The sequence below is a fragment of the Lichenibacterium minor genome, assembly GCF_004137685.1.
Classification (GTDB): domain Bacteria; phylum Pseudomonadota; class Alphaproteobacteria; order Rhizobiales; family Beijerinckiaceae; genus Lichenihabitans; species Lichenihabitans minor.
On sequence record NZ_QYBB01000026.1, the window covers coordinates 42,795 to 55,901 of the forward strand.

At 69.0% G+C, this 13,107-nt stretch carries 13 protein-coding genes; 6 read left to right on the top strand and 7 right to left on the bottom strand.

The genetic code is table 11. From position 1 onward, the window contains the following. Positions 1-40: 40 nt before the first annotated feature. From D3273_RS19100 to D3273_RS19115, 4 genes are read right to left on the bottom strand one after another with little or no spacing between them, the layout of a single operon-like run. Positions 41-835: an amino acid ABC transporter ATP-binding protein gene (locus D3273_RS19100; protein ID WP_129228490.1), complete on the bottom strand. Its 795-nt coding sequence runs from the start codon at positions 833-835 to the stop codon at positions 41-43. Then, positions 822-1,475 carry an amino acid ABC transporter permease gene (locus D3273_RS19105; protein WP_129228491.1) on the bottom strand — a complete coding sequence of 218 codons (654 nt, stop codon included), beginning with the start codon at positions 1,473-1,475 and terminating at the stop codon, positions 822-824. Before D3273_RS19105 ends, D3273_RS19100 begins: the two co-directional genes overlap by 14 nt. 8 nt (positions 1,476-1,483) lie before the next feature. Beyond that, positions 1,484-2,143, bottom strand: coding sequence for an amino acid ABC transporter permease (locus tag D3273_RS19110; RefSeq protein ID WP_129228492.1), 660 nt, complete (start codon positions 2,141-2,143; stop codon positions 1,484-1,486). A gap of 25 nt (positions 2,144-2,168) precedes the next feature. Further along, entirely contained in the window at positions 2,169-3,005 is an 837-nt protein-coding gene (locus tag D3273_RS19115) for a transporter substrate-binding protein (protein WP_129228493.1), read from the bottom strand. Between the two features lie 135 nt (positions 3,006-3,140). Between D3273_RS19115 and D3273_RS19120 the strand changes: the two genes are divergently transcribed. Further along, on the top strand, positions 3,141-3,920 hold the full coding sequence (locus D3273_RS19120) for an IclR family transcriptional regulator (protein ID WP_245501278.1): 780 nt from the start codon (positions 3,141-3,143) through the stop codon (positions 3,918-3,920). 240 nt (positions 3,921-4,160) lie between these two features. Here the strand turns inward: D3273_RS19120 and D3273_RS19125 are convergent, their stop codons facing one another. Continuing rightward, the gene (locus D3273_RS19125) at positions 4,161-4,937 is read right to left on the bottom strand and encodes an alpha/beta fold hydrolase (protein ID WP_129228494.1); all 777 of its coding nucleotides are present in this window, start codon (positions 4,935-4,937) and stop codon (positions 4,161-4,163) included. Between the two features lie 118 nt (positions 4,938-5,055). On the opposite strand from D3273_RS19125, the gene D3273_RS19130 reads away from it, so the two are divergent. The 4 genes from D3273_RS19130 to D3273_RS19145 all read left to right on the top strand — a co-directional run bounded on the left by D3273_RS19130 (position 5,056) and on the right by D3273_RS19145 (position 9,503). Then, entirely contained in the window at positions 5,056-5,712 is a 657-nt protein-coding gene (locus D3273_RS19130) for a GntR family transcriptional regulator (protein ID WP_129228516.1), read from the top strand. A 55-nt stretch (positions 5,713-5,767) separates the two neighbouring features. Continuing rightward, positions 5,768-7,297: an aldehyde dehydrogenase gene (locus D3273_RS19135; protein ID WP_129228495.1), complete on the top strand. Its 1,530-nt coding sequence runs from the start codon at positions 5,768-5,770 to the stop codon at positions 7,295-7,297. Between the two features lie 109 nt (positions 7,298-7,406). Beyond that, positions 7,407-8,813 carry an MFS transporter gene (locus tag D3273_RS19140; RefSeq protein ID WP_129228496.1) on the top strand — a complete coding sequence of 469 codons (1,407 nt, stop codon included), beginning with the start codon at positions 7,407-7,409 and terminating at the stop codon, positions 8,811-8,813. A 3-nt stretch (positions 8,814-8,816) separates the two neighbouring features. Further along, a complete protein-coding gene (locus tag D3273_RS19145; protein ID WP_129228497.1) occupies positions 8,817-9,503 on the top strand; it encodes a substrate-binding domain-containing protein in 687 nt (228 codons plus the stop codon). 263 nt (positions 9,504-9,766) lie between these two features. Here the strand turns inward: D3273_RS19145 and D3273_RS19150 are convergent, their stop codons facing one another. Next, positions 9,767-11,002: a serine hydrolase domain-containing protein gene (locus D3273_RS19150; RefSeq protein WP_129228498.1), complete on the bottom strand. Its 1,236-nt coding sequence runs from the start codon at positions 11,000-11,002 to the stop codon at positions 9,767-9,769. A gap of 333 nt (positions 11,003-11,335) precedes the next feature. Then, positions 11,336-12,097: a DeoR/GlpR family DNA-binding transcription regulator gene (locus D3273_RS19155; RefSeq protein WP_129228517.1), complete on the bottom strand. Its 762-nt coding sequence runs from the start codon at positions 12,095-12,097 to the stop codon at positions 11,336-11,338. Between the two features lie 208 nt (positions 12,098-12,305). On the opposite strand from D3273_RS19155, the gene D3273_RS19160 reads away from it, so the two are divergent. Further along, positions 12,306-13,106 carry a beta/alpha barrel domain-containing protein gene (locus tag D3273_RS19160; RefSeq protein WP_129228499.1) on the top strand — a complete coding sequence of 267 codons (801 nt, stop codon included), beginning with the start codon at positions 12,306-12,308 and terminating at the stop codon, positions 13,104-13,106. Position 13,107: the final 1 nt, after the last annotated feature.

The following is a 13,107-nucleotide window of genomic DNA, read 5'->3' on the forward strand; positions in this document are numbered from 1 at the left end:
CTTTCGATCTCGGTGCCGGGCGAAGATGCGCGACGTCCGTTCAACGGTCCCGCGTGCCGCGCAGGAATTCGACGAGGCGCGGGTGCTTCGGCGCGCCGAAGACCGCTTTCGGCGGCCCCTGCTCGGCCACGAGGCCCTTCTCCATGAAGACGACGGTGTTCGACACGTCGCGGGCGAAGCGCATCTCGTGGGTGACGAGCAGAAGGGTGGCGCCTTCGACCGCGAGGGCCTTCACGGTCGCCAGCACCTCGCCGACGAGTTCGGGGTCGAGCGCCGAGGTGATCTCGTCGAGCAGCACGAGCTTGGGCTCCATGGCGAGGGCCCGGGCGATGGCGACGCGCTGCTGCTGGCCGCCCGAGAGCTGGCTCGGGGCGTGGTCGGCGCGCTCGGCCAGGCCCACGCGCCCGAGCCAGCGCTCCGCGACGGCACGGGCCTCGGCTCGTCCCATCCCCCGCACCTTGCGCAGGCCCAGCATGACGTTGCCGGCCGCCGACAGGTGCGGGAACAGGTTGAAGCTTTGGAAGACCATGCCGGTCATGGCGCGCTGGCGGGCGAGTTCACGGTCCTTGAGGCGGATCCGCTTGTCGCCGCTGCGGCGATAGCCGACCGCCTCGCCGTCGAGCACCACCTCGCCGCCTTCGAACTCCTCGAGGAGGTTCACGCAGCGCAGCAGGGTGGTCTTGCCCGAACCGCTCGAACCGATGATCGAGACGACCTCGCCGCGGTGGACGTCGAGGTCGACGCCCTTGAGGATCTCGGTGGCGCCGAAGCGCTTGTGCAGGCCCTGGATCCGAAGGAGGGGCCGGGCCGCGGCCGGGGTGTCAGCGGAAGGCAACGCGGCGCTCCAAGGCTTTGCCGGCCCGCTCGATGGCGAAGTTGACCACCAGGTAGACGGCGCCGGCGAGGAGGTAGAACTGCAGGGTCAGGAAGTTGCGGCCGATGATCTCCTGCGTCCGCAGCAGCAGCTCCCCGACGCCGATGACCGACAGAAGCGTCGAGGCCTTCACCATCTCGACGCAGGTATTGATCCAGGGCGGCAGCAGGCTGCGAAGCGCCTGCGGCAGCAGCACGTGGAGGAGCACGCCGTAGAAGGTCAGGCCGACCGCCTTGGCGGCTTCGCTCTGACCGCGCGGGATCGCCTGAAGGGCGCCGCGCACGATCTCCCCGATGTGGGCGCCGCAGAAGAGCGTCAGCGCCAGCACGCCGGCCGAAAAGGGCTGGAGGTGCAGGCCGAGCACGGACGGCATGTAGAAGGCCGCCAGCACGAGCACGAGGACCGGCGTGCCTCGCATCACGTCGGCATAGGCGCGCGCGACGAGGCGCAGCGGCAAACCGCCATAGACGAGGCCGACCCCCACCGCGGTGCCCAGCGCCGTTCCCAGCAGGATGGAGAGCGCGGAGATCGACAGCGTCTGCAGAAGGCCGCCGACGATGACGTCGCGGGCGTCCCAGGCTTCGGTGAGGAACTCGTCCATGGCGGCCGTCAGAACTTGGGAAAGCGGCGTTCGAGGCCGCGCAACGCGGCCGCGATGGCGAAGCAGGTCGCGATGTAGAGGGCGCTCGCCACCGTCCAGGCCTCGACGACGCGGAAGCTTTCGACGTTGATGCGACGCGCCTGGAAGGTGAGCTCCGGCACCGCGATGGCGGCGGCGATCGAAGTGTCCTTGAACAGCGAGATGAAGGTGCTGCCGAGCGCCGGCAGCACGTTGCGCAGCATCACCGGGCCGACGACGTGCACGGCGATCCCCAGGCGCGTCAGCCCGATGGCCTTGCCGGCCTCCGAAAGGCCCGGTGGCACCGAGACCAGCCCCGCCCGGAACACCTCGGTGAGGTAGGCGCCCGCGTAGAGCGACAGGGCGGTGACGAAGCTCGGCTCCTTGTCGAGCCGCACGCCGAGGTCCGGCAGCGCGAAGTAGAGCATCAGCACGATGACGAGGATGGGCGTGTTGCGCACCACGGCCACGTAGAAGGAGGCGAGCAGGCGGCCGGCGCGGGACGGGCCGACGCTGAGGAAACCTCCCGCCACCCCGATCAGGGTGCCGATCGCGAGCGACGCCACGGCGAGTTCGAGGCCGAGGAGCAGTCCACCGAGGAGCCTGGGCAGGTTGGTCCAGACCACCGCGAAGTTCAGGGTGTAGCCCATCGGGTCGGCCCCGGCCTCGCCAGGCCTACCGCGGGAAGCCGATCGCCGGCGCGGGCGGCGTGACGCCGAACCAGGTCTCGTAGGCGGTCCCGTAGTCCCCGAAGTCGACACCGGTCAGCGCCTGCTCGATGGCGGTGTCGACGAACCGCAGCCAGTCGGCGTCCCCCTGCTTCACCGCGCAGGAATAGTTCTGGGGATTCCAGCCGTAGCCGGCATCGGCGTATTTGTCGGGGTTCTGCTTCATGAACCAGCGCAGCGACGACGCATCGGTGGCGGCGGCGTCGGAGCGGCCGGAATTGAGCGCCTGGTACATCAGCCCGACGTTGTCGAACTGGTCGACCTTGGCGTCCGGCAGCGCCTGATGCACCATCTCCTCGGCATACACGTTCTGCAGCACCGACACCGTGACGGCGGACCCCGCCGCCTTGAGGGCGGCGTAGTCCGCGTACTTGCCGCCCTTCTTGAGGAGCAGGCCGACGCCTTCGCGGTAATAAGGGACGGTGAAGGCCACCTGCTGAGCCCGTGGCGCCGTCACGGTCATCGCCTGGCAGGTCATGTCGACCTGGCCCGTCGTGATGTTGGGGATGCGGGCGTCGGACGACTGCGTCACGAACTCCACCTTGCTGGGGTCGTTGAACAGGCCCTTGGCGATGATGCGGGCGAGGTCGATGTCGAAGCCGGCGAGCTTGCCGCTCTTGTCCTGAAACCCCCAGGGCGGGTTGGTGCTGCCCGTTCCGACGATGAGCCTGCCGCGCGACAGCACCTCCTGGAGCTTGCCATCGGCCTGCGCGCTCGCGATGAAGGACAGGGACAGGGCGAAAGCGCCCGCCATGGTGGACAAGGTCTTGGAGGCTCCGCGCATCGTTCGACTCCCTCAGGCGGAACGCGCCCGACCTGTCTTGCTGACCGGACGGGCGTCCCATATATTGGACAAACCCAGCTTAGGTCGTGTCGGTTCGGCCGGTCAAGCATCAATGTTGCGCGCACGGGTGACGGATTGAGCAAGCTCGCGCCGAAGGCGGCGGTGTCCTCCGGTGAGCGCCAGAGCGGCGTCGACCGCGTCGTCGACATCTTCGAGGAGCTGTTGCGGAGCCGCGAGCCGATCCGCATCGGCGAGCTGGCACGGCGGCTGGAGGCGCCGCGCTCGACGCTCTACAACCTCGTCAACCGGCTCGTCGCCGCGGACCTGCTGGAGGTCATGGACGACGACGGATCGGTGTTCTTCGGCCGCGCGATGCAGCTCTACGGCACCGCCTATGCCGAAACGAACCCGCTGCAGCGACATGCCCGCCCTCTGCTGGAAACACTCGCCGCCGGATCAGACGCGACGGCGCAGCTTTGTGCGCTGCGGCACGACAAATACGTCGTGCTGGACAGCCGCAGCGGCCCCAGCCTCTTCCGCATCACGACGGACATCGGTGTGCCGGTGCCGCTGCCCTGGACGGCTTCCGGCCGCCTGCTGCTCGGCCACAGCTCCCCGGAGCAGATCTCCGCACTCATTCCGGCCGACGACTATACGCTACCCGACGGCCGCGTGATCGACCCGCAAGACTTCCTGACCGATGTCGCGAAGTCCCGCGACGATGGCTACTGCGTCACCCTCGGCCTGTCGGATCGGTTCACATGCTGCTTGGCGGCTCCGGTCCGCAACCCGCGAGGCGAAGCGGTCGCGACGCTCTGTTTCGTCGTCCCGGCCGACCAGCCCGAAGCCCGGCGGCTCGAACTGCTCCGACGACTGATCGAAGCGTCCGACCGACTGTCTCGACATTGTCGCTGAAAACCGACCCTCGACCGGAACCGGAGGACGGCCGCCGTCCTCGACTCCGCGTTTCGGATCCGACATCCTATCCGACGGACCGCTGCTGAAGCGCCCTTGCCCGCAGACCTGGGCCAGTTTGGCACTCGCCGCACCGCTGTCGACCCAACTTCGCCGCAGTCAGCCCGTCGTGCAGATCTCCTGAGCGGCCGTTTCTCGCTGCCTCTACTCGCATCAGGACGCGACCGGCGTCGGGCCCGCTCAAAGCCCCGCAAGAAAGGGCTCGACCGTGGCGAGGAAAGCTGCCGGGTCCTGGAGTTGGGGCACGTGGGCACAGCCGTCGAGCACAACCAGCCGGGCGTCCGGCAGCAACGCGGCGAGCTCCCGGGACATGGCCGGCGGCGTCGCCTCGTCCTGCTCGCCGACCAGGACGAGGACAGGGACGCGGACCTGCCCGACATCCGCCCTGAGGTCGAGCGTCGCCAAGGCGTGGCAGGCGGCGGTGAGCACGTCCGGGGCCGTGCGGAGGAAGGCGGCGTGCCGCTCCGCCCTCAGCTCCGGGTGCGCCTGCTGGAACTCCGGCGCGAAGAGCCGGCGCATGGCGATGTCGGCAATCTTCGCCGGCCCCCCCGCATCGACGCCGGCCGCCATCGCGCGGAAGGCCTGACGCCCGGGTTCGGAGAAGCAGGCTCCACAGTCGGCCAGCACGAGGCCACGCACGAGGCCGGGATGCCGGATGGCCATCTGCAACGCCACGAATCCCCCGTAGCCGTTCCCCAGCACGAGGGGCGCTTCGCCGCCCCGGTCCCGCAACGCCTCGGCCATGCGGTCGGCGACGGCGGCCAGGCCGCCCGGAACGGGTGAGGAGGCGCCGAAGCCGGGCAACTCGGGCAGGTGGACGGCGAACCGCTCGGACAGGGGGCCGCACACGGCGGCGAAGCTGTCCCGATCCGCGAGGAGCGAGTGGAACAGCCACAGCGGCGGTCCCTCGCCGGTGATCGACACCGACACCGTGCCCCGCGCAAGAACCTCGTCCATTCCACTCTCCTGATCGACAGGGAACCGTCGCTTCACCGACGATAGGACGGAAACATACGATGCGATAGGCGCGCATTTCGGTTGACGTGATATTTCAGAGATGGCATTTTTGGCGTGCATGAACGACAAGCCAGCCTCCCTCCGCGACAACGTCTATGCCGCCATCCGGTCCGAAATCCTGCTCTGCCGCTTGGCGCCGGGGGAGGACATGCGGGAGGCCGATCTCGCGGCACGCTTCGAGGTCAGCCGCCAACCCGTCCGCGAAGCGCTGCTGCGGCTCGAACAGGAGCGGCTCGTCACGGTGCTGCCGCGGCAGGGCTACCGGGTGAACGCCGTGTCGGTTTCGGATGCGCGCGACCTGCTGCGCTTCCGCCAGGCGCTGGAGCCCGCTTGCGTCGCCGAAGCCTGCGAGGCTGCCTCGGCGGAGATGCTCGACGGGCTCGACGCCTTCCGGAGCTTCACGGACGACAGCGAACACGACGCCTTCATCGCTTACAACCGGGATTTCCACGCCGCCCTTGCCGCCGCGAGCGGAAACCGCCGGATGGCCCGCGCGGCGCGCGAGCTCATCGAGCAATCGGACCGGCTGACGCGGGCGAGCCTGTCTGGCATCCGGGGCCGCGACCCGGCCCAACTCGTCGCCGAGCACGTCGCCATCATCGACGCCGTGCAGGCGCGCGACGCCCGCACCGCCGCCCGCCTCGTGCGCGAGCACGTCGCCAAGGCGGAGAAGCGGATTCTGGCGGCGCTGTCGCGCGCCGCCATCGTGAACTGAGACAACTGCGTCCCGCGCAGCCGCGGGACGCTCGAAGAAGACCAGGGAGGACAGCATGAACGCGCTCGACAAAGCGGCCGGACGGGTCGAGGAGCACGGCAACTTCGTGGATGGAGCCGAGGTCGAGGCCGGCACGGGCGAGATGATCGACGTCTGCAACCCGGCGACCGGCGTCGTCATCGCCAGGATTCCGAACAGCGGGCCGGCCGACGTCGACCGCGCGATGAAGAGCGCGCGGGCCGCCTTCGAGGGGCGCGAGTGGGGCGGCATGGACATCCGCGCCCGCGCCCGCCTGGTAAACCGTATGGCTGATGCCTTCGAGGCCAACCTCGACGCGCTCTACCGGCTGGAAACGCTCAACAACGGCCGGCCCGTCAACGAGACCCGCGCCCAACTCGCCCGCCTGCCCGACTTCTTCCGCTACTTCGCCGGTCTCGCCCTCGCGCGCCGCGACAGCGTCATCCCGGTCGAGGGGCCCTACCTGAACTACACGTTGCGCAAGCCCATCGGCGTCGTGGCGAACTGCACGCCGTTCAACCACCCGCTGATGATCATGTGCAAGTCGCTGGCGGCCGTGCTGGCCTCGGGCTGCACCACCGTGGTGAAGCCGTCCGAGTACACGCCGCTGACCACGCTCAAGCTCGCGGAGATCTTCAGCGAGGCGGGCCTGCCGAAGGGCGTGTTCAACGTGGTGTTGGGGCTCGGGCCCACCACCGGCAAGCACCTGGCCGAGCACCCCGACATCAATAAGCTCGTGCTGACCGGTGGCACCGAGGCGGGGCGCATCGCCGGCGCTGCGGCGGCGCGCGTCTTCGCCCACCAGACGATGGAACTCGGCGGCAAGACCCCGGTCATGGTCTTCGACGACTTCGACGTCGACCAAGCGGTGAACTACGCGGCCTTCGGCGCCTTCATCGGGGCGGGCCAGACCTGCGTCTGCGCGAGCCGCCACATCGTCCAGGCCTCGGTCTACGACGAGTTCGTCGAGAAGCTCGCAGCCAAGGCCAAGTCGATCCGCATCGGCGATCCCTTCGACCCCGCCACCCAGCTCGGCCCCGTCATCTCGGCCAAGCAGCGCGACCGCGTGCTGAGCTACGCGGGCATCGGCAACGGGGAGGGCGCGCGGCTGGTGGCCGGCGGCGTCGCCGCGACCGTCCCGGGCAACGAGGGCGGCTACTTCGTCGAGCCCACGGTCTTCGCCGACGTGTCGGCGACCATGCGCATCTTCCAGGAGGAGGTGTTCGGGCCCTTCACCTCGGTGACGCGCTTCGAGACCGAGGAGGAAGCGCTGCGCCTCGCCAACGACTCGCCCTTCGGCCTGGCCGCCGCGGTGCGGACACGCGACGTCGCCCGGGCCCATCGCGTCGCCGGCGCGGTCAAGGCCGGCATCGTGTGGATCAACGACCACCATCGCCTCGACCCCGCCTCCCCCTGGGGCGGTGTCGGCGACAGCGGCATCGGTCGGGAGTTCGGCACGGAAAGCTTCGACGACCACTTCGAGGTCAAGAGCGTGATGCTCGGCACCGCCGACCGCCGCGACTTCGACTGGTACCGCGACACGGCGGGACAGGGCCGCTTGAACTGATCCATCGCGGCGCGGGGCCATTCTCCCGCGCCGCTCGGCACGCCGACCGGACGGACGACCCGCGCCAAGACGGGGTTCCTCCACATCATCTCAACGGGAGGACAGCGTCATGACGGACGCGGTGAACGCGGGCGGCCGCCTGGACAGGCTGCCCATCGGCCGGTTCCACTACAGGATCATCTGGCTCATCGGCGTCGGCATGTTCTTCGACGGCTTCGACATCTACACGGCCGGCACCGTGCTGGGCGCCACGTTGAAGGGTGGGTTCTCGACCATGGGGCAGAACGCCCTGTTCGTGTCGGCCACCTTCGTGGGCATGATGGCCGGCTCCTTCCTGACCGGCTTCCTCGGTGACCGGTACGGTCGTCGCTTCACCTATCAGGCCAACCTGCTCGTCTTCGGCCTCGCCTCGCTGGCGGCCGCCTTCGCGCCCAACATGGAAGTGCTGATCGCGCTGCGCTTCGTCATCGGCATCGGGCTCGGGGCCGAGAACGTGGTCGGTTACTCGACGCTGACCGAGTTCGTGCCGGCCCAGTCGCGCGGCCGCTGGCTCGGCCTGATGGCGGTGTTCGTGGTGACGGGCTTGCCCATCGCCTCGCTCGTCGGCTGGCTCGTCATCCCGGCCTTCGGCTGGCGCGCCATGTTCGTCATCGGCGGGCTCGGCGGCCTGCTCGTCTGGTACGCCCGGAAGAGCCTGCCCGAGTCGCCCCGCTGGCTCGAGTCCGTCGGCCGCGACGCCGAGGCCGAAGCCCTGCTCGCCACCATCGAGCGCGAGGCCGAGGCGGCGACGGGCCCGCTGCCGCAGCCCGCCCCCGTCCCGCCGCCCGCGGCGCCTGTGGGTCTCGGCGCCCTGTTCGCGCCGCCGCTGCTGTCGCGGCTGCTGGTCGGGTGCCTGTGCCTCGTCGTTATCAACACGGTGCTCTACGGCTTCGTCGCCTGGCTTCCAACCTTCTTCGTCAAGCAGGGGCTGAGCGTCGCCCAGTCGTCCGGCTTCGCGCTGCTGATGGGCTTGGGTGCCCCGGTCGGGTCCGGCATCGGGGCGCTGACCGCCGACCGCTGGGGGCGCAAGCCGACCATCATCGGCGCCTCGCTCATCGCCGCCGCGCTGGCCGTCGTCTACCCGGCGGTGTCCGATCCGGTCGCGTTGACCCTGGTCGGCTTCGCGCTGACGATCCCGATCTACGTGCTCGTGGCGCTGCTGTTCGGCATCTACATCCCCGAATTGTTCCCCACCGAGGTCCGCCTCCGTGCGTCGGGGCTCTGCAACACGCTCGGCCGCGGCGCCACCGTAGTGACCCCCTTCCTCGTGGTGTGGCTGTTCAACGCCTACGGCGTCGCCGGCGTGCTCGACTTGATGATCGGGCTTCTCGTGATCCAGAGCGTCGTCGTGCTGTTCTTTGGGATCGAGAGCCGCAACCGCCGCCTCGAGACGTTGCGGGACGGCAGCGCTCCGGGCGCCGACTTGGCGAGCGCATCCGTCGCCGGCTTAGCCCACGACACGCTGCGCCGTCCCTGACCGATCAAGGCCCCGCTCGATGCCGCGGTCGCCCTGTCGGAGACCGCGGTCGGCGAACACCCGTCGGCGACGTTCGGCACGGCCGGCGCCGTCCACGACCGCGTGATGGGTGAGTGCCCCGTCGACCTCGTCGTGCTGGCGCCGGCGCGCCTCGACGAGTTCGTCAACCAGAAGCTGGTCGAGGCGCAGGGACGGAGAACGCTCGGCACGCTGCGGCTCGGCTTCGCCGTCAGGATCGGCGCGCCGCGGCCCGCGATCGCCACGGAGGCCGATACCCGGGCGGCGCTCCTGGCCGCTCCCGCCATCGGGCTCGCCGACCCCGCCTCAGGTGCCACCACGGGGATCTTCTTCGCCAAACTTCTCGGCGACATGGGTCTGGCCGAACGCTTGCGACCGCGTGTCAGGCTGTTCCCCGACGGGACGGCCGCCGTGGAAGCCTTGGCGCGAGGCGAAGTCGCGGTCGCGATGGGGCAAATCAGCGAGATCGGGCCGGTCGTCGGCGCGGTGCTCGTCGGCCCGCTCCCCGACGCGCTCCAGCTCCGCACTGTCTGCGCAGCCGCGGTGGCGGTCCACGCGGCGCAACCCGAGGCGGCGCGCGGGACGATCACATACCTGCGCTCGCCGGAGATGGCCTCGGCCGTCGCGACGGCCGCGTTCGACCCACCGGCCGACGGGGCGGCACGCCCCTGACCCTGCGTCGTGGTTGGCGACCGTCGGGCGCAGGCCGTCGGCGGATTCGGAGGTGAGGGCGAGGCGGTCCTTTGCGCTGAACTGCCAGCGCCGGAAGATCTCCTTGACGCTCAGATCGGGGTTCGCCAGATCGAAGAAGGCGCGGCGGAAGCGGCGGCTCCTCATCCACAACGTGATCCCGCCGTAGGGCGCGAAAAGCCTGTGGACGCTCGCCCGCGACAGCCCGAATGCGTCCCTGAGCAGTTCCAGCGACAGATCCGGGGTCACTCCAGCGCCGCATAGACGACTGCGCGCATCGCGAGTTCGGGCGCGTCGAAGCTCATGAGCGACTGCGTCATGAAAAGGCCAACGACTTCCTCCTCTGGATCCACCCAATAGTGGGTCTTGGCCGCGCCCGCCCAGCCGAACTCGCCGATGGATCCCGGCGCCGCCGTGGCGGCGACGTCCAGCGCCACCCGCGAGCCCAGCCCGAAGCCGTAGCCCGAGAGCGGGAGGCCACCGATTTCGAGCGGAAGCAGCGAGGCAGGGATGCGGTTCGCATGCATCAGCGCCAGCGTCTTGCGGCCGATGACGCGCCGACCCTCGAAGATGCCACTGTTGCACAGCATCTGCGCGAAACGGAAGTAATCGCCGGTCGTGCCGAACAGGCTGTGGCCGCCGCGTTGGAAAAGTCTGGCCTGATCGCTCGGGTAGGTCCGGGACACGTCGACCCTCCGGTTTTCGCCCTCGGCCCAGGCCGCGAGACAACTGGGCGAGGTGACGCCGGCGCGGAAGAGGTCCGGGCGACCGTACATGGCGGCCAAGCGCCCGCGCGCGTCATCCGCCACGCCGAAGCCGGTGTCGAGCATACCGAGTGGCTCGAACAGGCGTTCGTTCAGTAGGTCCCCGAGCGGCTGGCCCGAGACGACCTCGACTACGCGGGCTGCGACGTCGATGCCCAGGCTGTAGATCCAGCGCGAGCCGGGATGGGCCGCGAGCGGGAAACGCGCGAGATCGTCGATGGCCTCCGACAGTGGCACGTCGGCGCGTAGGATCAGGGCGTCTTTGTACATCTCCGACACGGGCGAGTCGCCGAGGAAGTGGTAGGTCAGGCCGCTCGTATGGGCCATGAGGTCGCCGACGGTCATCGGCCGGGCCGGGGCGACGAGGTTCCCGTCATCCGCGCGCACCTTCACGGCCGCGAAGGCGGGGAGGTACTTCGCCACCGGATCGGCGAGGGTGAGCCGGCCTTCCTCGACCAGCGTCATCAGTGCCGTGCAGACGATCGGCTTCGTCATCGAATAGAGGCGGAATATCGTGTCGGCCGCCATCGGCGTCCCGGCCTCGCGGTCGCTCCAGCCGTAGATACCGGCCTGAACCACGGTGCCGCGCCGCGCCACCATCGTGGCGATGCCCGCGTAGACGCCACGGTCGATGTAACCCTGCATGAGAGCGTCAAGCCGGCCCAAGCGCTTCGCATCGACGCCGACGCTTTTAGCATCCCCGAGCGCGATCGACATAACGTCCTCCTTCCACCGAGAGCCTGCGGGCCATCGGAAGCCTTCTTTCGCTGGCACCGGTTTCGGCTGACCGCAGTCTGAGCCAGATCGGTCGCTTTGCAAAAGGTCTTCGTTGCCGCGCCGCGTCGCAGGCGGCTCTGGACCCCGGCGGCCATAGCGACTGCCCCGCGGGCAAAAGCGGGTGGCGATGACGCCGCGCGCGTTCGAGGCCGCTGCTCACGCCACGTTCGCGTCAGCGAAGGGTGCAACTGGCAGAATCGAAGCTGCCTAAGCCGCAACAGCCGGACCGAGCAGCCTGGATCGGTTGAGTTCGATCTCGTCGCGGTTTCGCTGTCAAACATAGCGGACCTCGACGCCGAGCTTCTTCAGTCGGGCGCGGATCGGCTGCGGCAGGCCGCTGTCGGTGATGATCAGGTCGACTCGGGACAGCGCGAACGCCTTCGAAGGCGCTTCGAAGTCCCACTTGCTCGAATCCGCCAGCATGACGACGCGCCGCGCCATGCGGACGAGATTCCGCTTGGCGCGCGCGACGTCTTCCGATGTGTCGACGACGTCGAAGGCCTGGTCGATCCCGTGCGCGCCCAGGAAGGCTTGGTGTGCGACGAGACCGCCGACGGCCCGATCGGTGTCCGACACGATGGTCGTGACCGTGTTGGCGAACACGCGGCCGCCGATCATGTGGACGTCGAGCCCAGGCCTATACATGATGTGCTGCGCCACGTTCATGCTGTTTGTCGCCACGACCACGTTGCTGACGGGATGCATCTGCATGGCCAACTGCAGCAACGTCGAGCCACCGTCGAACACGATGGACTGGTTGTCGACGATCTCGGCAGCGGCCGCCTGCGCGATGCGGCGCTTGGCTTCGAAGTTCCGGCTCATGCGCTCCTCGAACGCGGCAGCGGCGGAGTCCGGCGGCAAGGCGACGGCACCGCCATGCGTCTTCATAAGCCGCTTCTTGGCCGTCAAGATCTCGAGATCGGACCGGATGGTCACCTCGGACACCCCGAACGTCCGGGCCAACTCCTTGGTGCGGGCTTGGCCCGTCCGCTGCAATGTCATGAGGATGTTGTGACGCCGTTGATCTGCGAGCACGCACACCTCCGCACAGTTGGATACAGGACCCGCCGGAGCCCCGAGGTCATCGGAAACGCGACCGCGAAGCGTGGGCTTGCCCTCCCCTCGGGTCTCCTGCGGTGGGTATCCTGTCATAGACGAGTCCGAAACGAAAGAGATCGAAACGTTGTAGCTTCCGCGGACTTGCGTTAGCTCTGGAGAGTGGAGCTGATGAGGCATAGGTGTCATGAGTCTTGGAACGAAAGTGCGCTTGTCGCGCCTCTTCTCGCATCCGTCGGGGCGGTTGTTCGGCGGCGCCGTGGACCACTTCGTCGGCTACGGCAACGTGCGGGAAGGCGGCTTGGCCGATCTGCCCGATGCGCTGAAGCGGGTCATGGCGGGCAGGCCGGATTACGTCAGCATCCAGCCCGGCGCGGCGCGCCACCTTTGGGCGGACTACGCCGGCAAGGCAGCCCTGGTCATCCAGGCCGGCTGCTTCACGGCCGATGACCGCATCCGCGAGCTCATCGCCACGCCGGAGGACGCGGTGCGCTACGGCGCCGACGCGCTCGCGGTCGCCATCCCGGTCAGGGGGGCCACCGAGGGAGGCTACATCCGCTGGCTCACCGACAGCGTCAATGCTGCCGCCCGCTTCGAGATGCCGGTCATCGCCCACGTCTATCCGCGCGACGTTTCCGGCGTTCCCAAGATCGTTTTCACGCCCGACGAGATCGCTTATGCGGTGCGCATCGGCTTCGAGGCCGGCGTCGACGTCATCAAGGTCGGCTACACGGGCGATTTCGCCTCTTTCAGGGACACGGTGGCCAGTTGCCCCATCCCGGTGGTGATCGCGGGCGGCCCGAAGACGGAGAACCTGCTCGGCGCGCTCAGCCAGACGGCCGAAGCGTTGCGGGCGGGTGCCCGGGGCGCGGTCGTGGGACGCAACCTGTGGGGCCACGGCGACACGACGAAGGCGGCGCTGGCCTTCCGCAACGTGATCCACGACCTCATGCCTCCCGAAGAGGCGTTGAAGTCGGCCGGGCTTTGAA

Coding starts and splice junctions, on each gene's coding strand:
- D3273_RS19130 (WP_129228516.1), top strand. CDS start 5,056: ATGAACGACAAGCCAGCCTCCCTCCGCGACAACGTCTATGCCGCCATC.
- D3273_RS19125 (WP_129228494.1), bottom strand. CDS start 4,937: ATGGACGAGGTTCTTGCGCGGGGCACGGTGTCGGTGTCGATCACCGGC.
- D3273_RS19150 (WP_129228498.1), bottom strand. CDS start 11,002: ATGTCGATCGCGCTCGGGGATGCTAAAAGCGTCGGCGTCGATGCGAAG.
- D3273_RS19105 (WP_129228491.1), bottom strand. CDS start 1,475: ATGGACGAGTTCCTCACCGAAGCCTGGGACGCCCGCGACGTCATCGTC.
- D3273_RS19135 (WP_129228495.1), top strand. CDS start 5,768: ATGAACGCGCTCGACAAAGCGGCCGGACGGGTCGAGGAGCACGGCAAC.
- D3273_RS19160 (WP_129228499.1), top strand. CDS start 12,306: ATGAGTCTTGGAACGAAAGTGCGCTTGTCGCGCCTCTTCTCGCATCCG.
- D3273_RS19140 (WP_129228496.1), top strand. CDS start 7,407: ATGACGGACGCGGTGAACGCGGGCGGCCGCCTGGACAGGCTGCCCATC.
- D3273_RS19110 (WP_129228492.1), bottom strand. CDS start 2,143: ATGGGCTACACCCTGAACTTCGCGGTGGTCTGGACCAACCTGCCCAGG.
- D3273_RS19115 (WP_129228493.1), bottom strand. CDS start 3,005: ATGCGCGGAGCCTCCAAGACCTTGTCCACCATGGCGGGCGCTTTCGCC.